Raw genomic sequence first — 18689 nt, 5'->3', positions numbered from 1 at the left:
CGATTGTGCCGATTGTGCCGAGTATGCCGAGTACGCCGATATCGTGACCCTGCAGCGGCGCGCCGGTCCCCGCCCTACTTCGGCTTGACCTCGAACTCGCCCACCAGCACGGTCTCGCCGCGCCCCTTCAAACGCAGGGTGATCAGCTTGTCCTGCGCCGCGCCGCTGCCGAAGCCGCTGCTCAGGCGCAGCTGCAGCGTGGTGGCGGCTGCCACCAACTGCTGCGTGCTGCCGTAGAAGTTGGCCTCGATGCGGTACTTGCCCGGCTTGGCGTGGCGCAGCGAGAACTCCTCCGGCCCGTAGCCGCCGGTGAAGTCGAGCGACATGCGGCCGCCCTGGTAGCTGAAGCGCTTGCCGTAGAAGCAGCGCTCGCCGTTCGGGTCGGTCACCCACAGGTCCATGTCGCTGTTGTCGGCGTCCCAGCTGAGCACCGCGCGCAGGTCCAAGGGCATGTTCTTCAGCAGGCGCGGATCGATGCGGCTGGTGTCGAGCGCGGCCTTGCGCGGCGCGTTGGCGACGATGGCGTTCATCTCGGCCAGCGCGATCAGCTCGATCTCCGCGAAGCGCTGGTCCCACGGCCGCAGCACCACTTCGTACAGCTGGTCCACGGCCTGCTGGGGGTGGTCGGCGGCGGCGTGGGCCAGGCCCAGGTCGCGGAAGGACTGCGGCTCCTCCTCGGCCAGTTCGCGCACCTTCTCGAACACGCCGATCGCCAGCTCCGGCGCGCCCGCCTGCATTAGGCGGTAGCCGAGGATGCGCAGCACCTGGCGGTTCTCCAGATCCATCTCGGCCAGGTTGGATAGCACGCGCAGCGCCAGCTCGCGCTGGCCGCGCTCGAACAGCAGGTCGGCCACATCGAGGAAGAAGGCGCTGCTGTTGGTGTAGGACGGCCGCTCGTCGAGGTAGATGGCGTACAGCCGGTCGGTGCCAGCCGCCTGCAGGCGGGCGATGTAGGGCGCGTCGGCGCGCCATTTTTGCAGCGACACGCCGATCTCGCCGGTGCCCGGCGTCGACGACTTCGACTCGGCCCGCTGCAGGACGTTGGTTGCCGCCACAACCGCCGACTCGGCCGCCGGCCCCGCCGGCCCCGCCGGCGCCAGCGCGCCATACGCCAGATCGCCCTGCGCCACGCGGCTGCCTGCCACGATGACCTTCTCGCGCTGCCAGGATGGCGCCATGATCGGTGCCGGCATCGGCACGGGGTGCGCCAGTGGTCGCGGCGGCGGCGGCGGCGGCATTCCGTCGGACGGCTCATTGGCCACCCCGCCCTTCGGCGGGGGCTGGTAAAAAAAATCCTTCGGATACGACCTGTCCCACCTCAAGCGCACCTCGCCATTGCCCAGCGCCTTGAAGTAGCGCTCCAGTTCCACCAGCTCGGCCGCGTTGGCGCGGTTGGCGCCGGAGCCGGAGCTGTCCCACAGCAGGCCGACCACCTTCGGCAGCACCCGCGCACCGCGCGACGCGGCCGGCGGCAGCGGCGGCAGCGGCACCTCGGCCATGAAGTAGGTGGCGCCGTCGAACTGCTGGACGAAGCTGCGCGGCGCGGCGCTGGCCGGCAGCAGCAGCTTGAGCGTGCCGTCCAGGCTGACGTGTTCCTTGACGATCTGCGCCTCGTAGCCGCCGGCGCGCCGGGCGAAGGCCAGCTCCGCCAAGGTGCCGCTGGCCTGCGGCGCGGCGTCGGCGCCGTTCAACTGCAGCCGCAAGTTCAAGCCGCGCGCCACCTCGCCATACGCCAACGGCAGACGGTAGGCCCAGTTGGCGCCCTCGCGCTCGAGCGGCTCCGCATACGTCAGTTCGACCGTGCGCGTGCCCTGCGCGGCGATCGGATACACGCGCAGTTGAAAATTGTTGCCCTGGGTTTGCTCCAGCAGCGCCGGATCGACGCGGCGCCGCTCCAGCTGCTCGACGATCTGCCGTCCCTTGGCCTTCTCCACCGGCACGGCCGGCCGCAGTTGGCCCTCGACGTCGAGCGCGAAGGCGGTGATCCGCTGGCCCGGCAGCAGCGGAAACTGCAACCGCCCCTCCAGCGCGCGCTGGTTCGGATTGAAGAACACCATGCGCACCCTGGTCAGCGCCATGCCGCCGCTGACGCTGCCGTCTATGTCCAGGTTTTGCAGCCGCAAGGGCCGCTCGCCGCCTATCGTCGTCATGATCTGCGGTGCGGCAGCGGCGCGAGCGGCGCCCGCCACGCAGCACAGCGCCAGCATCACCGCCATCATTCGTCCCGCCATTCGTCCCACCGTTTGCTGCAACATAGTCGCCTCCGTGTTCCCGGAACATCCCGGCATGGAACGTGAAACGGGCGACACGGCGACACGGGGTCGCAAACTTACAAATAGATACAACTTGCTGTTTCATAGCTGGCGCTCATATGCGCAAACTCATTAATACGTGCAGAAACAGTAGAAATACGGTATAGTGTCGCTTGTGCGCTGCAACACTGCAGACGCCTATAATAATTAGCAGCTTCGCAAGCCCTAGCGCATCCCTCGGATGACGCTTCTAAAGCCCTCCCGCCTTGTGTGTCGCACCTGACACCGTCCCGGCGCAAAGCTTTTGTGCCGAAATTTCTTTCGATTTTGATTGAGTCATTTCGTTTTGGTTGGCGTTGCTATTTTGCGTTCTGCTTTTGCATGAACGCTGATTTTTACGAAAGAAAAGAATGACATTTGAATCATTAGGCCTCAACACGTCCATTATCAAAGCACTGACCGACGCCGGCTACACCGCGCCCACCCCGGTCCAGATGCAAGCGATTCCTGCCGCTATCGAAGGCAAGGACTTGTTGGTGTCCTCGCAAACCGGTTCCGGCAAGACCGCAGCGTTCATGCTGCCGTCGCTGCACCGCTTGTCGCTGGAAGGCGAACAAAGCGCCGCCGGCAAGACCGCGAACCAGGAAATGCAAGCCGCCCGTGCGCGCGGCGAGCGTCCACGTTTCAAAGCTGCGCAGCCAAAAATGCTGGTGTTGACCCCGACCCGCGAACTGGCCCTGCAAGTAACCTCGAACACCGACAAGTACGCCGTCAACCTGCGTCGCCTGAAGGCCGTCTCGATCCTGGGCGGCATGCCTTACCCTAAACAGATGCAACTGCTGGCCAAGAATCCTGAGATTCTGGTGGCGACCCCCGGCCGTCTGATCGACCACATGGAATCGGGCAAGATCGACTTCTCGCAACTGGAAATCCTGGTGCTCGACGAAGCCGACCGCATGCTCGACATGGGCTTCATCGACGACATCGAAAAGATCGTCGAAGCGACCCCGTCGACCCGTCAAACCATGCTGTTCTCGGCGACGCTCGACGGCGTGGTCGGCAACATGGCCCGCCGCATCACCAAGAACCCGCAAGTGATCCAAGTGGTCAGCGCCGCCAACAAGCACGAGAACATCTCGCAGCGCGTCCACTTCGTCGACGACCTGTCGCACAAGAACCGCCTGCTGGACCACCTGCTGCGCGACGAAACGCTGGACCAGGCCGTGGTCTTCACCGCCACCAAGCGTGACGCCGACACCATCGCCGACCGTCTGAACATCGCCGGTTTCTCGGCCGCCGCGCTGCACGGCGACATGCACCAGGGCGCGCGTAACCGCACCCTGGACGGCATGCGCCGCGGCCAGGTGAAGGTACTGGTTGCCACCGACGTTGCCGCCCGCGGTATCGACGTTCCAACCATCACCCACGTGTTCAACTACGACCTGCCGAAGTTCCCGGAAGACTACGTCCACCGCATCGGCCGTACCGGCCGCGCTGGCCGCAACGGTCTGGCGATCTCGCTGGTGAACCACGCCGAAGGCATGAACGTCAAGCGCATCGAGCGCTTCACCAAGCAGCTGATCCCGGTCAACGTCGTCGAGGGCTTCGAGCCTAAGAAGACCGCGTCGGCAACCCGCTCGCCTTCGCGTCCAGGCGGCTGGAAACCAGGCGACAACCGCAGCCCAGCGGCCAAGCCAGGCCAGCGCACCTTCAGCAAGCCAGGCGCACCGCGCAAAGACGGCGGCAGCACCGGCGGCTACAAGGGCAGCAGCGCCCGCACCACCGACGGCGCCCGTCGCACCAGCAGCAGCTACGGCGATCGTTAATCGTCCCAGCTAGCGGCACACAATAAAAAACGGCCACCAGAGCGATCTGGTGGCCGTTTTTTTATCTGCGTTTTTCTGTCCCGGCGCGCCTCAGTAGGCCTGTTCGCAGGACTGCTTGAGCAGCGCGCGCACGGCGCGGTGGCCGGGGTCGGCGTTGCAGCGCGGGTGCCAGGCCTGCGAGATGGTCACCAGCGGCGTCTCCAGCGGCAGCTCGCGCGTGCGCATGCCGTGGCGCGCGGTCTGCGTCAGGCGCTCGGCGACGGTGGCCACCAGATCGGTCTCGCGGGCGATGGCCAGCGCCTCGGCGAAGGTGGGCGCCACCGCCGCCACGCGCCGGCTCAGGCCGCGCTCGGCCAGCGCCTCGTCGAGCGGCCCGCTGGTGCGGCCACGGCGCGACACGGTGACATGGCCGCAGTCGGCGAACAGCTGCGGCGTCAGCTCGGGCGCCTGCTCCAGCACGTGGCCGAGGCGGAAAGCCGCCACGAAGCGGTCCTTGAACAAGGTCTGCCGCACGATTTCCGGGCCGATGTCGTTGATGACGCCGATGTCCAGATCGATCAGGCCGGCGCGCAGCGCCTCCACGTCCTGCAGGCCCTGCGAGCGGAAGCGGATCTGCACGCGCGGCGCCACCTTCGTCAAGGCGCGCAACAGCACCGGGCCGAAGCTGCTGACAAAGCCGTCGTCGGCGCGGATGGTGAAGCTGCGCTCCAGCGTCTGGAAGTCGAACTCGCCGCCGTGCTGCAGCAAGGCCTGCGCCTGCGCCACCAAGCTGCGGGTGCCGTCGCGCAGTTGTTCGGCGCGCGCGGTCGGCACCATCACCCGGCCGGCGCGCACCAAGATCGGGTCACCCACCACCAGGCGGATGCGCGCCAGCGTGCGGCTCATGGTCGGCACGCTCTGGTTCATCCGCTCGGCGGCGCCGGTCACGCTGCCTTCCGTAAGCAGCGCGTCGAGCGCGATCAACAGGTTCAAATCCAGAGTTTGCATGGTCGGGATGCGGCAGCTTGAAGGGGCCGCCAAGTCAAGTTTTGGCCAACCTTACCACGGAATTCAGTTTCACCAGATGAAAGTCATTGTTACCACGACGATCATTTTCAATCATCATCCAGCGACCTAAGCTGGCGGCTTCCATCTTGATAAGGAAGCGCCATGTTGCAACCCAGACGATACCGTCTCCCCGCCGGCCTGCTGGCCGGCTGCTGTCTGTTGGTGGTGGCCGGCTGCCAGACCGGCCAGGACATCCACCCACAGGCCACGCTGCCGCAGTTGGACGCCATCCAGCCCGGCCAAAGCATCGCCGGCCAGGCCAGCGCCACGGCCGCCACGGCCAGCCTGCCCACCCTCGCCGCCGGCGACTGGTGGCGCCGCTACGGCGACCCGCAGTTGGAACGCCTGCTCGGCGCGCTGGCCGAACAAGCGCCCGACATCGCCCTGGCCGAGGCGCGCATCCGCCGTGCCCAGGCGGCCGTCGACACCATCGGCGCCGCCGACGCGGTGCAGTTCGGCGTCAGCGCCAGCGCCGCGCTGGAACACTTCCCCGACCACTACAGCTACTCGTCGCAATACGCCGGCAAGAGCGGCAGCGAAGGCCTGCTGATGGCCGACGCGCGCTACCGCTTCGACTTCTGGGGCAAGCGCCAGGCCGCCAACGCATCGGCGCAGGCGCGCCAGCAAGCGGCGCTGGCGCAGGCCGCCGACGCCGGCCTGCTGCTGCAAACGGCCATCGTCGAGTCCTATCTACAACTCGACAGCGTACACAAACTGCGCGCCCTGGCCGAGGCGGCCTTGAACCAGCGCCAGCAGACCATCGCCCTGCTGGCGAGCCGCGTGCGCGCCGGCCTGGCCACCGAGCTGGACATGGTGGCGGCGCGCGACGCCCTGACACAAACCCGCGGCGAGCTGGCCAACATCGACGCCGAACTGCCGCGCCGACGCCACCAGATCGCCGCCCTGCTCGGCCAAGGCCCGGCCTTCGGCGACACGCTCGCCGCACCGGCCCTACTGCAGCTGGCCGATCCGCTGCCGCCGTCCATCCTGCCGGCCTCGCTGTTGGCCCGGCGCCAGGACGTGCAGGCGCAGCGCGCCATGGTCGAGGCGGCGCAGCAGGACATCGCCGTGGCGCGCGCCGCCTTCTACCCCGACATCGACATCGCCGCCTTCGCCGGCCTGCGCGCCTTCGACCTGGGCCAGCTGATGCGGCCCGGCAGCGTGGCCGCCGGCGTCGGCCCGGCACTCAGCCTGCCGCTGTTCGACGGCGGCGCCCGGCGCGGCCAGCTCAAACAGCGCAGCGCCGACTACGACGCCGCCGTCGCCGCCTACCACCACACCGTGATGACGGCGCTGCAGCAGGTGGCAGACGGCGTCGTCGCCCTGCGCGGCGCGCGCCAGCGCGACGAGCTGGCGCAGCAAACCATGCGGGACTGGCGCGTTGCCGCCACCCTGCAGCAGCAGCGCGCGCACAGCGGCATGGCCGGCGCGCTCGCCGTCAACGCCGCCCAACTGGCGCTGCTGGGCAGCCAGCGCCGCGCGCTGGAAGCCGCGACACGCACCGGCTTGGCCCAGCTCGGCCTGGTCCGCGCACTTGGTGGCGCCTGGCGGCCCGCCAGCGCCACCAGCACCAATCCAGCAGTCGCAGCCGCTACCGCCACTGCCGCCGCCCAGTCCCTCCCAACATCACAACGCTAACGCCATGAACAACACCGAAAACAATCCGAACACCGCCACCAAGCCGCGCCGCCATATCGCCACCGGCCTTGGCGCCACCGCCTGCGTCGCCGCCCTCGCCGTCGGCGCCTGGTCGGTCTTCTCCGACGATCCGCAACGCAGCACCGACGACGCCTATGTCGGCGGCCAGGTGGTGCAACTGACCGCACAGGTGCCCGGCATGGTCACCCGCGTCCTGGCCGACAACAGCGACCGCGTCAACGTCGGCGCGCCGCTGGTCGAGATCGACCCGGCCGACGCCCGCATCGAGCTAGCGGCGGCCGAGGCCCAGCTGGCGCAGGCGCTGCGCAGCGTACGCGGCTTCAATGCCGGCGAGGCGCGCTACCGCGCCGACATCGAAGCGCGCCAGGCCGAGCTGGAACGCGCCCAGGCCGACCTCGCCAGCCGCAAGAGCATCGCCGCCTCCGGCGCCGTCACCGCCGAGGAGGTGCGCCACGCCGCCGACACCGTGCGCGGCGCCAAGGCCGCGCTGCAAGCGGCCCAGCAAATGGCGGCGCAGGCGCAAACCCAGATCAGCGGCGCCAGCGTCAGCGCCCACCCGGCCGTCGACGCGGCGGCGCAACGCGTGCGCGCGGCGCAACTGGCCCTGCTGCGCGGCAGCGTGCAGGCGCCGGTGGCCGGCATGGTGGCGCAACGCAGCGTGCAGCTGGGCCGCCGCGTGCAACCAGGCGAACGGCTGTTGTCCATCGTCCCGCTCGACCGCCTGTGGGTCGACGCCAACTTCAAGGAGGTGCAGCTGAAGGGCGTCTGCCCGCTGCAGCCGGCCACCGTCACCGCCGACGTGTACGGCAAATCGGTGGTCTACCACGGCCACGTCGAGGACATCGAGGCCGGCACCGGCGCCGCCTTCGCCCTGCTGCCGGCACAGAACGCCACTGGCAACTGGATCAAGGTGGTGCAGCGGGTGCCGGTGCGCATCCGCCTGGAGCGCGCCGAACTGCTCAGCCATCCACTGCGCATCGGCATGTCGACCCGGGTCAGCATCGACACCAGCAGCTGCCCCGCCACCACCGCGCGCGCCGCCCGGGTGGACGACGCCAGCGCGCTGTACGCGGCACAAAGCACGGCGGCCGACGCCCACGTGCGCCAGTTGATCGACAGCAGCATTGGCGCTGGCCGCACCAGCATCGGCAGCAACGCCGGCGACAGCAGCGCCGACGGCGACGCCCCCGCCGGCAGCAATCACGGCGCTCGCGAAGGCAGCGTCGGCGGCCACAGCACCGCCGGCAAGCGCGCCGCGCGGGCCAGCGGAGCGCAGTGATGGGCGCCGCAAGCACCACGGCCGCCAGCGTGCCCGCCAAGCAGGCCCTCGTGCCGCTCGAAGGCGGCACCCGCACGCTGGCCACGCTCTCGCTCGGCCTGGCCTCGTTCATGGCGGTGGTCGACATCACCATCGCCAACGTCTCCGTGCCGACCATCTCCGGCAACCTGGGCATCAGCTCGGACGAGGGCGAATGGATCATCACCTCCTTCGCCATCGCCAACGCGATCTGCATCCCGCTCACCGGCTGGCTGTCGCGCCGCTTCGGCCAGGTGCGCCTGTTCCTCGCCGCGATCACCGCCTTCACCATCGCCTCGGTGCTGTGCGGGCTGGCCGGCTCGTTCGAATCACTGCTCGCCTGCCGCATCCTGCAAGGCGCCGTGGCCGGCCCCATCGTGCCGCTCAGCCAGGCGCTGCTGGTCGCCGTCTTCCCCAAGGAGAAGCAGGCGCTGGCCGTCGCCATGTGGGCCATGACCAACATGGCCGGGCCGGTCGCCGGCCCGCTGCTGGGCGGCTGGCTCACCGACACCTTCACCTGGCCGTGGATCTTCCTGGTCAACGCGCCGGTCGGCCTGTTCGTCGTGCTGTCCACAGCCACGCTGCTGCGCGGGCGCGATACGCCCACCCTCAAGCTGCCCATCGACCTGCCCGGCCTGAGTCTGCTCGCGCTGGCCGTCGGCAGCCTACAACTGACGCTGGACCGGGGCCGCACGCTGGACTGGTTCGCCTCCAACTTCATCTGCGCCTCGGCGGCGGTGGCGCTGCTCGGCTTCATCGCGTTGGTGGTCTGGGAGCTGCGCACGCCCCACCCCATCATCGACCTGCGCCTGTTCAAGCAGCGCAATTTCGCCGTCGGCACGGCCGCCGTCGCGCTGGGCTTCGGCTTCTACTTCGCCGCGCTGGTGCTCACGCCCTTGTGGCTGCAAACCGACATGGGCTACAGCTCCACCTGGGCCGGCCTGGTCACCTCGCCGATGGGCCTGTTCGGCATCGCGCTGGCGCCCTTCCTCGGCCAGTGGGTGCGCAAGACCGACGCGCGCCGCTTCGCCAGCATCGCCTTCCTCGCCTGGATCGCCGTGGCGCTATGGCGCGCGACCATGACCACCGCCGTCGACGCCGGCACGGTCGCCTTGATCTGCCTGGCGCAGGGCATCGGCATCGGCTTCTTCCTGACGCCGCTGGTCAGCCTGTCGCTGGCCGGCCTCGCGCCGGAAAAAATCGCCGCCGCCTCCGGCCTGCAAACGGCGATCCGCATGATGTCCGGCAGCCTGGTGGCGTCGATGGCAGGCACCTTCTGGGAGCACCGCGCGCGCTTCCACCAAAGCCACCTGGCCGACACCCTCACCGGTTGGGGCCAGCAAAGCGCCGCCATGGTCGGCAAGCTGACGGCGGCCGGCCTCTCGCCCGAGCAGACTTGGGCCGTGATCTCGCGCCAGCGCGACATCCAGGCCCGCATGCTGTCGCTGAACGACTTCTTCGTCCTGTCCGCCTTCGCCTTCGCCGTCGCGCTGGCCATCGTCTGGTTCGCCCGCGCGCCGGCCAAGGCGCCCGCCGCCACAGTCCCCACCGCCACCGGAGCCAAACCATGAACAGCACCAAACCTCCCCGCACCACCTACCTGGCCGAGGTGGTGCAGATCCGCGACCTCAGTCCCGGCATGCGCCGCATCTCCGTCGCCGGCCACGGCCTGCGCGCGCTGCGCATCGACCTGCCGGGCCAGTGGATGAAGGTGTTCTTCCCGGCGCCGGACGGCGTGCGCCCGCCGGGCCGCGCCTACACCGTGCGCGCCTTCGACCAGGCCGCCGGCTACCTCGACCTCGACTTCGTGATGCACGGCGACGAGGGACCGGCCGGCCACTGGGTCGTCAACGCCCGCCTCGGCGACGTGCTGACCCTGGCCGGGCCGCGCGCCGGCTACCTCATCGACCCGCACGCCGCCAGCCACCTGCTGATCGGCGACGCCACCGCCCTGCCCGCCATCGCCCGCATCGCGCAGGCGCTGCCGGCGCAGGCCGGCGCCGACGTGCTGCTGGAGGTGGCCGGCCCGCGCGAACGGCAGGAGCTGCACGGCATGGCCACGCTCCGCACCACCTGGCTGTATTCCGGCACCGTGCCGGCCGGCGCCAGCGGCCAGCTGCTGGCCGCCGTGCGCGCCAGCGTGATCGACGTCGCCAGCGTGCGCGTCTGGCTCGCCGGCGAGTCGGCGATGGTGCGCGCCGTGCGCCAGCACCTACTGCAAGAACGCGGCCTGCCCCCCGCGTTCCTCACCAGCGCGGGCTACTGGAAGGTCGGCAGCGCCGACCACCGCGAGCGCGACGAGGGCTGAGCCCTCCGCTCGGGCCTTGGCGCCACCCGGCTCCGCCGCGCACGGACAAAAAAATCGCTTGCGCTGCTTTTTAATTGCGATATACTTGATTACTCAAGCATTACTCAAATAACACTCAAGTAATGCCGCTGCCACAACGACACAAGGAAACCGCCATGAGCGACCACAATAGCAACAACGACAGCCCCGCCATCGGCGCGGCCCTCGACTTCACGCTGCGCCTGGCGCGCGCCCAAGCCGTCATGCTGCGCCGGCTCGACGCCACGCTGGGCGGCCACCACGGCATCAGCTTCAGCGACTTCATGTTGCTGCTCTACCTGAACCGCGCGCCCGGCGGCCGGCTGCGCCGCGTCGACCTGGCCGAGCGCCAGGGCCTCACCGCCTCCGGCGTCACGCGCACCCTGCTGCCGCTGGAGAAGATCGGCCTGGTCAGCCGCGAGGCCGACCCGCGCGACGCCCGCGTCGGCTTCGCCGCCATCACGCCGACCGGCCAGACCATGCTCAACAACGCGCTGTTGACGGCGCAGCAGACCTGCGCCGAACTGCTGCGCAACTGTCCGGCCGACCAGTTGGACACGCTCGGCGCCGCGCTCGGCCAAGTGGCCGGCGTGCACTTCTCCAGCACCTGACGGAGCCGCCGTGTCCGCCCCCAAAAACCAGCGCGCCGCCCTGACGCGCAACCCCAACTTCCGCTGGCTGATGCGCGGCAGCGTGGTCTCGCTGATCGGCGACCAACTGACCCTGATCGCCCTACCCTGGCTGGTACTTAAACTCACCGGCGACCCGCTGGCACTCGGCCTGGTGGTGGCGATGATGAGCGTGCCGCGCGCGATCTTCATCCTCATCGGCGGCGCGCTGGTGGACCGCTACTCGCCCAAGCGCGTGCTCATGCTGAGCAAGTACGCCAACGCCGTGCTGCTCGCCTTGCTCACCGCGCTGGTGCTGAACCCGCACACGCCGCACACCGTCGCGCTGAGCGACACGCTGTCGTTCACGCTGCTCGTTGGCCCGCAGATGACGCTGTCCATCCTCTACGCGCTAGCCCTGCTGATCGGCTTGGCGCAGGCCTTCAGCATCCCCGCCGGCACCTCGATCCTGCCGCGCGCCATCGCGCCCGAGCATCTGGATATGGCCAACGGCATCATGATGGGCCTGCGCCAGATATCCATGCTGGTCGGGCCGTTGCTGGCGGCCGCCCTGATCGCGCTGGGCGGCGACGGCGGCGCCAGCGCCAGCGCCAGCGTCGCAGCGGGCGCGCTCGACGCGGCCGCTGCGGGTGCTGGCGCGGATGCTGCCAATGGCGGCGCCGGCCTGATCGCCAACGCCCACGGCATCGCGCTGGCCTTCGGCATCGACTGCCTCAGCTTCCTGCTGTCCGCCTGGACCCTGTCGCAGGTGCGCATGCCGCCGGCCGCGTCGGCGCCGCAGCAAGCGCCGGTGCTGCGCGCCGTCGGCGCCGGCCTGGCGATGGTCTGGCGCGACCGCGCGCTGCGCACCTGCTTCGCTTACTGGGGCGTGGTGGCGCTGTTCATCGGCGGCTCGCTGCAAGTGGCGCTGCCGGTGCTGGCCGACCAAAAACTTCACGGCGCCAGCGCCTTCGGCCTGCTGATGGCCGCCAACGGCAGCGGCATGTTGATCGGCATGGCCGTCGCGGCGGTGGGCGGCGCGCGCTTGCGCCTGGCCAGCTTCGGCGCCACCATCCTGCTGGTCGACGCGCTGGCCGGTGCCCTGCTGATGCCACTCGGCGCCATCGACGCCACCTGGCAAGGGGCCCTGCTGTTGCTGCTGGTCGGCGTGCTGTCCGGCTTCATGCAGATCGCCGTGTTCAGCTGGATCCAGCGCCGCGTGCCGCGCGACATGATGGGCCGCGCCATGAGCATCTTCATGTTCATCTTCATGGGACTGGCGCCCTTGTCGGCGGCCGCCACCGGCTGGCTGCTGCAGTCGATCACCCTGAGCCAACTGTTCGCCGGCGGCGGCGGCCTGTTGCTGCTGTTCGCGTTGACGGCGGCGGCGGCCACGCCGATGCGCCGCATCGCTTACACTAACACCCCGGAGCAAACATGAAGCAAGCCAATTCGCGCAAGGCGGAACTGAAAGCCGCCTACAAACTCAGCCCGCCACCGGCCGGCGTCGTGGTCATCCGCCATATCGGCAGCGGTAGGGCCTTGATCGAGGCCAGCCGCAACCCGGAAGGCCTGTTGAACCGCCACCGCTTCCAACTCGGCTTTGGCCAGCACCGCTACGCCGCGCTGCAAGCGGACTGGCGGCGCGACGGCGCGGCCGCCTTCGACTGCGCCGTGGTCGAGACGCTGGAGCCCTCGTCCGACCCGGCCGTCGACGCCGAAGCGGAACTGGCGGCGCTGCTGGCGCGCCACCTGCAAGGCTGCGCGCGCGGCGCGGCCAACTCCTACCTGTAAAATCACGGGTCGGTACACAAACTCGGGACACTGCAAGCGATGGAAACGAAATGGCTGGAAGACTTCATCTCGCTGGTCGAGACCAACAACTTTAGCCGCTCGGCGGCGCTGCGCCACGTGACGCAGCCGGCCTTTTCGCGCCGCATCCAGTCGCTGGAGAACTGGCTCGGCACCGACCTGATCGACCGCACCTCCTACCCCACCCGGCTGACCCCGGCCGGCGTGGTGTTCTACGAGCAGGCCTTGGAGATGCTGGCGCAGATCAACGGCGCGCGCGACATGCTGCGCTCCAAGCGCGCGGCGGCGCAGACCAGCATCGACCTGGCCGTGCCGCACACGCTGTCGCTGACCTTCGTGCCGAAATGGCTAACCGCGCTGGAGCACGACTTCGCCCCGATCAGCAGCCGATTGATGGCGCTCAACGTGCACGACGCCGTGCTGCAGCTGGTCGAGGGCGGCTGCGACCTGCTGCTGTGCTACCACCATCCGCGCCAGCCGGTGCAGCTCGACCCGGGCCGCTACGACATGCTGGTGATGGGCCGCGAATCGCTGCGCGCCTACGCCCGCTGCGACAAGAACAAGGTGCCCGAGTTCACCCTGCCGGGCAGCGCCAAGAACCCGCTGCCGTTTTTATCGTACACGAACAACGCCTATCTGGGCCGCATGGTCGACCTGATTTTGGCCGACACCAAACAGCAGTTGCACCTCGACCCGCAGTACGAAACCGACATGGCCGAGGGCCTGAAGATGATGGCGCTGGAAGGTCGCGGCATCGCCTTCCTGCCCGAGTCGGCGGTGACCCGCGAGCTGAAGCAAAAGCAGCTGGCGCGCGCCGACGGCGGCGTGCCGGACTGGGAAATCGAGATGGAGATCCGCCTCTACCGCGAGCGCCCGTCGGCGCAGCGGCGCGGCAAGGCCATCGTCGAACGGCTGTGGGAGTTCCTCGAACACGAGCAAAAAAACGCCAACCGCAAGCGCCGCGTCGCCGTCTCCGAACGCTGAATTCCAACCCCAACCCGCTGCGCCACCGCCGGGGTCTGACCCCGTACGGGGTCAGACCCCTTGCCTTTCCGGGTTGGGCCGGCGTCCTAAACTATGCAAAAAATGCATAGCTAAATGCGCATACAGCATTGGCCGGCCCAGCCCGCCTCGTCCTATGATTCGTGCCACTTGAACGCCTTCACCAGTGGCGACAATCACGAATTCATAGGAGCTTTCAGCATGACCACCCAACACGCACTGCCTTCCTACCTCAATCCCGATGATCTCGGCCCTTGGGGCGTTTACCTCGAACAGATCGAACGCGTCACGCCCCACCTGGGCAGCCTGTCGCGTTGGGTCGAAACCCTCAAGCGTCCGAAGCGCATCCTGACCGTTGACGTGCCCATCGAGCGCGACGACGGCTCGATCGCCCACTACGAAGGCTACCGCGTACAGCACAATATGTCGCGCGGTCCCGGCAAAGGCGGCGTGCGCTTCCACCAGGACGTCACCCTGTCCGAGGTGATGGCCCTGTCGGCCTGGATGACGGTCAAGAACGCGGCGGTCAACGTGCCATACGGCGGCGCCAAGGGCGGCATCCGTGTCGATCCAAAGACCCTGTCGCGCAACGAACTGCAGCGCCTGACCCGTCGCTACACCAGCGAAATCAGCCTGATCATCGGCCCCAACAAGGACATCCCGGCACCCGACGTCAACACCAACGAACAGGTGATGGCTTGGATGATGGACTCCTACGCCATGATCGAAGGCAACCTGTCGACCGGCGTCGTGACCGGCAAACCGATCTCGCTGGGTGGCTCGCTGGGCCGCCGCGAAGCGACCGGCCGTGGCGTGTTCGTGGTGGGCCGCGAAGCCGCCGCCAAGCGTGGCGTCAGCATCCCCGGCGCCCGTGTCTGCATCCAGGGCTTCGGCAACGTCGGCGGCGTGGCAGCGACCATGTTCGCCGAAGCCGGCTCTAAAGTGATCGCGGTACAGGATCACACCGGCACCGTGGTCAACCAGGGCGGCTTGGACGTGGCCCGTCTGCACCAGCACGTCGCCGAATGCGGCAGCGTCACCGGTTTCCCCGGCGCCGAAGCCTTCCTCGACCGCGACGCCTTCTGGGGCATCGAGTCGGACATCCTGATCCCGGCCGCGCTGGAACAGCAGATCACCGCCGCCAACGCCAACATCATCCGCACCAAGATCATCCTGGAAGGCGCCAACGGCCCGACCACGCCGGAAGCCGACGATATTTTGACCGACAAGGACGTGCTGATCGTGCCGGACGTGCTGGCCAACGCCGGTGGCGTGACCGTCAGCTACTTCGAATGGGTACAGGACTTCTCCAGCTTCTTCTGGAGCGAGGACGAGATCAACGCCCGGCTGACCCGCATCATGCAAGAGGCCTTCAACGCCGTCTGGAGCGTGGCGCAGGATAAGAAGGTGACGCTGCGTACCGCGACGTTCATCCTGGCCTGCACCCGCGTGCTGCAAGCGCGCGAAGTACGCGGCCTGTATCCATGATCCGACGCTGACATCAGCATCATCGCGCCTGCACCGGCTTTTGCCTGTGCAGGCGTTTTTCGCATTAAACGACAAGAACAAGCTAGGAGAAGCAATGAGCACGATCGAACAGAAGGCCTTGGCCTATCACCGTTCCGGCAGCGCCGGCAAAATCGCCATCGAGGTGACCAAGAGCGTCAGCACCCAGGAAGACCTGGCGCTGGCCTACTCGCCCGGCGTCGCCGCGCCCTGCCTGGAGATCCAGCGCGAGCCGGCCAAGGCCTATGAATACACCGCCAAGGGCAACCTGGTCGGCGTGATCACCAACGGCACCGCCGTCCTCGGTCTGGGCAACATCGGCGCGCTGGCCGGCAAGCCGGTCATGGAGGGCAAGGTCGTCCTGTTCAAAAAATTCGCCGGCATCGACTCCTTCGACATCGAGATCGACGAGACCGACCCGGACAAACTGGTCGAGATCATCGCCGCCCTGCACCCGACCTTCGGCGGCATCAACCTGGAAGACATCAAGGCGCCCGAGTGCTTCTACATCGAGCGCAAGCTGCGCGAGCGCCTGTCGATCCCGGTCTTCCATGACGACCAGCACGGCACCGCCATCGTGGTCGGCGCCGGCATGCTGAACGCCATCGAAATGAGCGGCCGCGACATCGCCACCGTCAAGATCGTCTGCTCGGGCGCCGGCGCCGCCGCCATCGCCTGCCTGGAACTGCTGGTCGACCTGGGTGCCCGGCGCGAGAACATCTTCGTCTGCGACAGCCAGGGCGTGCTGACCACCGCGCGCGGCCTGTCCGGCGAAAAGCTGGACTGGGCGCGCGACACCATCGCCACCAAGCTGTCGCAGGTGATCGAGGGCGCCGACGTGTTCCTTGGCGTGTCCGGTCCGGGCGTGCTGTCGCAGATGGATGTGCAGAAGATGGCGAAGACGCCGATCGTCTTCACGCTGGCCAATCCCGAGCCCGAGCTGCGGCCGGAACTGGTGCGCGAAGTGGCGCCGGACGCGATCATCGCCACCGGCCGTTCCGACTACCCGAACCAGATCAACAACGCGCTGTGCTTCCCCTATCTGTTCCGCGCCGCGTTGGACTGCGGCGCCAGCACCATCAACCAGGAGATGAAGCGTGCCTGCGTGGTGGCGCTGGCCGGCATGGCGCGCAGCGACGCGCGCTTCGGCAAGGACTACGTGGTGCCGGGCCTGCTCGACCCGCGCCTGCTGAGCGGCGTCACGCCGAAGATCGCCACGGCGGCCTTCCGCAGCGGCGTGGCGCGCAAGGAACTCAACGAGCTGGAATACTCTGCCGACCTGGACGACCTGGCGCAGCAGCTGATCTAAGGGACGCCGCACACTTGCGGCTCGCTTTCACCCCGTAACGGCAGGGGTCTGACCCCATGCGGGGTCAGACCCCGGGCATACGCCTCGGGGGGCTCTATACCTTCTTACGCGCAACGATCCAATCCTCGATCACCCGCTCCAACACCGTCAACGGCAAGGCGCCGTGCTTGAGCACCTCGTTGTGGAACTGCTTCAGGTCGAAGCGCGCGCCCAGCTCCCGCTTGGCGTGCTCGCGCAGCGCCAGTATCTTCAGCATGCCCACCTTGTAGGCCAGCGCCTGGCCCGGGGCGACGAAGTAGCGTTCCACCTCCGCCGTCACATCACCCTCCGCCATGCCGGTGTTGTCCATCATGTAGCTAATCGCCTGTTCGCGCGTCCAGTGCTTGTAGTGGATGCCCGAATCGACCACCAGCCGGGTGGCGCGCATCATCTCGTCGCGCAGGCGGCCCAGGTTGTCGAGCGGTTTTTTTTGGAAGCCCAGCTCGTAGGCCAGCCGCTCGGCATACAGCGCCCAGCCTTCCTGGTAGGCGGTGAACGGAATCACCTTGCGGAAGAACGGCACGCCGCTCAGCTCCTGGGCGATGGCGATCTGGAAGTGGTGGCCGGGGATGCCCTCGTGGTAGGCCAGCGTGCGCATGGCGAACTTGGGCGTTTCGCCCGGCGCGCGCATGTTGGCGTAGAAGACGCCGGGCCGCGAACCGTCGAAGGCGCCCGGCTCGTAGTAGGCGCCCGGCGCGCTCGCCTCGGACGCCGCCGGCACCGGCCGCACCTCCACGCCCAGTTTTGGACGCACGTCGAAGGCGCCGTCCAGGCCCTTGTTGACCTCGTCGAGGATGGCCTGGTAGCCGGCCAGCATGGCCGCCTTGCCCTCGGCCGTGTTGGCGTACTGCTGTTCCGGCCGGCGCGCCAGCGTCTGCACGCGCGTGCCTATTGTTCCCTCGGCCAGCCCCTGCTGGCGCAGGATCGCGTCCATTTCGCCGCCGACCCGCGCCACCTCGGCCAGGCCCAATTCGTGCACCTGCTGCGGCGTCATGTCGGTGGTGGTGTGCATGCGCACGCTCCAGGCGTAGTAGGCATCGCCGTTCGGCAGGCTCCAGGCGCCGTTGTTGACGCTGGCCTTCGGTTGCAGCGCAACGAAGTAGGCGATCAACTGGCGGTAGGCCGGGTAGACGCTGTCCTTGATCGCCGCCTCGGCCTGGGCCAGCAACTGCGCGCGCGCGGCGTCGTCGAGCTGCGCCGCCGGGATCTTGGCCAGCTTCTCCTTCAGGCTCAGGTACAAGGGATTGTCCTGCGGTGCCTTGGCGACGAAACCGTTCATCTGCACCAGCACCTTCTCCACCGTGAAGCGCGGCGGGATGACGCCCTTGGCCTCGCGCTGCTTGAGGCCTTCCAGCAGCTCGCTGAGTTTGCGCGGGAACTTGTTCAGGCGGGCGATGTAGTTGTCGGCCTCGCCCTTGCTCTTCACCTGGTGCACCTGCGCCATGAAGTTGGGCAGCGCGCTCTGCATGCCGGCCATTTGATTGAGCGGGAAGTCGTGCTGGCTGAACGGCTCGCCGTCGGCCTGCAGCTGCAGGAACTGATGCAGTGTGTCGTAGGACAGCTGGCCCTCGCGGTCCAGCTCCTTGCGGTCGTACTGGTCCAGCACGGCCAGCTCGTGCTTGACCAGCTCCGTCATCTTCCTCTCGTGCGCCGGCGAAGCGTCGTCCAGCTTGGCGCTATAGAAGTCCAACCAACCAGGCAGGATGCGCAGCGACGACAGCAGCTCGGGGCTATCCAGCGCGAACGAGGCGAACACGCGGGTGTAGAACCAGTCCAGCTTGAGCGGCTTGGCATACACGGTATGGGCGAGCAGCGCGGCCAGCGCCAGCACCACCGTCAACACCGCCATCAACATCCACTTGGCTACTCGCTTCATTCATTCTCTCCAGGTTGGGGGCGTACTTAAGACTAACCTACGGTTGCCAAAAAGACTACTCGAACATGCTGGTCTGGGTGGCCAGCACCACTACCAGCAAGAAGAACCCCGAGGCCAAGGTCAACACGAC

The 18689-nt window shown here is 68.1% G+C and carries 14 protein-coding genes; 11 read left to right on the top strand and 3 right to left on the bottom strand.

Annotated features, from left to right (window positions below):
• Positions 1–74: 74 nt before the first annotated feature.
• A complete protein-coding gene (locus BM252_RS15290) occupies positions 75–2255 on the bottom strand; it encodes a VIT domain-containing protein (protein WP_217429916.1) in 2181 nt (726 codons plus the stop codon).
• 407 nt (positions 2256–2662) lie between these two features.
• Here BM252_RS15290 and BM252_RS15285 point away from each other — a divergent pair, with 407 nt between their 5' ends.
• Entirely contained in the window at positions 2663–4078 is a 1416-nt protein-coding gene (locus tag BM252_RS15285) for a DEAD/DEAH box helicase (RefSeq protein ID WP_093388540.1), read from the top strand.
• Positions 4079–4168: 90 nt separating this feature from the next.
• Here BM252_RS15285 and BM252_RS15280 read toward each other — a convergent pair whose 3' ends face one another.
• On the bottom strand, positions 4169–5065 hold the full coding sequence (locus BM252_RS15280) for a LysR family transcriptional regulator (protein WP_093388539.1): 897 nt from the start codon (positions 5063–5065) through the stop codon (positions 4169–4171).
• 162 nt (positions 5066–5227) lie between these two features.
• Here BM252_RS15280 and BM252_RS15275 point away from each other — a divergent pair, with 162 nt between their 5' ends.
• The 10 genes from BM252_RS15275 (at position 5228) to BM252_RS15230 (ending at position 16644) form a co-directional block, all read left to right on the top strand.
• A complete protein-coding gene (locus BM252_RS15275; RefSeq protein ID WP_093388538.1) occupies positions 5228–6763 on the top strand; it encodes an efflux transporter outer membrane subunit in 1536 nt (511 codons plus the stop codon).
• A 4-nt stretch (positions 6764–6767) separates the two neighbouring features.
• Entirely contained in the window at positions 6768–8063 is a 1296-nt protein-coding gene (locus BM252_RS15270) for an HlyD/EmrA/EmrK family protein (RefSeq protein ID WP_093388537.1), read from the top strand.
• On the top strand, positions 8063–9652 hold the full coding sequence (locus BM252_RS15265; protein ID WP_093388536.1) for a DHA2 family efflux MFS transporter permease subunit: 1590 nt from the start codon (positions 8063–8065) through the stop codon (positions 9650–9652). The genes BM252_RS15270 and BM252_RS15265 overlap by 1 nt, the downstream gene beginning before the upstream one ends.
• Positions 9649–10389, top strand: coding sequence for a siderophore-interacting protein (locus BM252_RS15260; protein WP_093388535.1), 741 nt, complete (start codon positions 9649–9651; stop codon positions 10387–10389). The genes BM252_RS15265 and BM252_RS15260 overlap by 4 nt, the downstream gene beginning before the upstream one ends.
• 155 nt (positions 10390–10544) lie before the next feature.
• Entirely contained in the window at positions 10545–11018 is a 474-nt protein-coding gene (locus tag BM252_RS15255; protein WP_174900543.1) for a MarR family winged helix-turn-helix transcriptional regulator, read from the top strand.
• Between the two features lie 10 nt (positions 11019–11028).
• Positions 11029–12456 carry an MFS transporter gene (locus BM252_RS15250; protein WP_342742515.1) on the top strand — a complete coding sequence of 476 codons (1428 nt, stop codon included), beginning with the start codon at positions 11029–11031 and terminating at the stop codon, positions 12454–12456.
• Entirely contained in the window at positions 12453–12809 is a 357-nt protein-coding gene (locus BM252_RS15245) for a GIY-YIG nuclease family protein (RefSeq protein ID WP_093388534.1), read from the top strand. The genes BM252_RS15250 and BM252_RS15245 overlap by 4 nt, the downstream gene beginning before the upstream one ends.
• A 39-nt stretch (positions 12810–12848) precedes the next feature.
• The gene (locus BM252_RS15240; RefSeq protein ID WP_093388533.1) at positions 12849–13811 is read left to right on the top strand and encodes a LysR substrate-binding domain-containing protein; all 963 of its coding nucleotides are present in this window, start codon (positions 12849–12851) and stop codon (positions 13809–13811) included.
• A 219-nt stretch (positions 13812–14030) separates the two neighbouring features.
• Positions 14031–15317, top strand: a complete 1287-nt coding sequence (locus BM252_RS15235) for a Glu/Leu/Phe/Val family dehydrogenase (RefSeq protein WP_093388532.1) — start codon at positions 14031–14033, stop codon at positions 15315–15317.
• A 94-nt stretch (positions 15318–15411) separates the two neighbouring features.
• A complete protein-coding gene (locus BM252_RS15230) occupies positions 15412–16644 on the top strand; it encodes a malic enzyme-like NAD(P)-binding protein (protein WP_093388531.1) in 1233 nt (410 codons plus the stop codon).
• Positions 16645–16738: 94 nt separating this feature from the next.
• Here BM252_RS15230 and BM252_RS15225 read toward each other — a convergent pair whose 3' ends face one another.
• Positions 16739–18559: a DUF885 domain-containing protein gene (locus BM252_RS15225; protein ID WP_093388530.1), complete on the bottom strand. Its 1821-nt coding sequence runs from the start codon at positions 18557–18559 to the stop codon at positions 16739–16741.
• Positions 18560–18689: the final 130 nt, after the last annotated feature.

Origin of the sequence: Rugamonas rubra, from assembly GCF_900114705.1 — a bacterium.
Lineage (GTDB): Bacteria > Pseudomonadota > Gammaproteobacteria > Burkholderiales > Burkholderiaceae_D > Rugamonas > Rugamonas rubra.
Note: the sequence above shows the minus strand (reverse complement) of the source record. Positions and strands in the feature narration are given on the sequence as shown.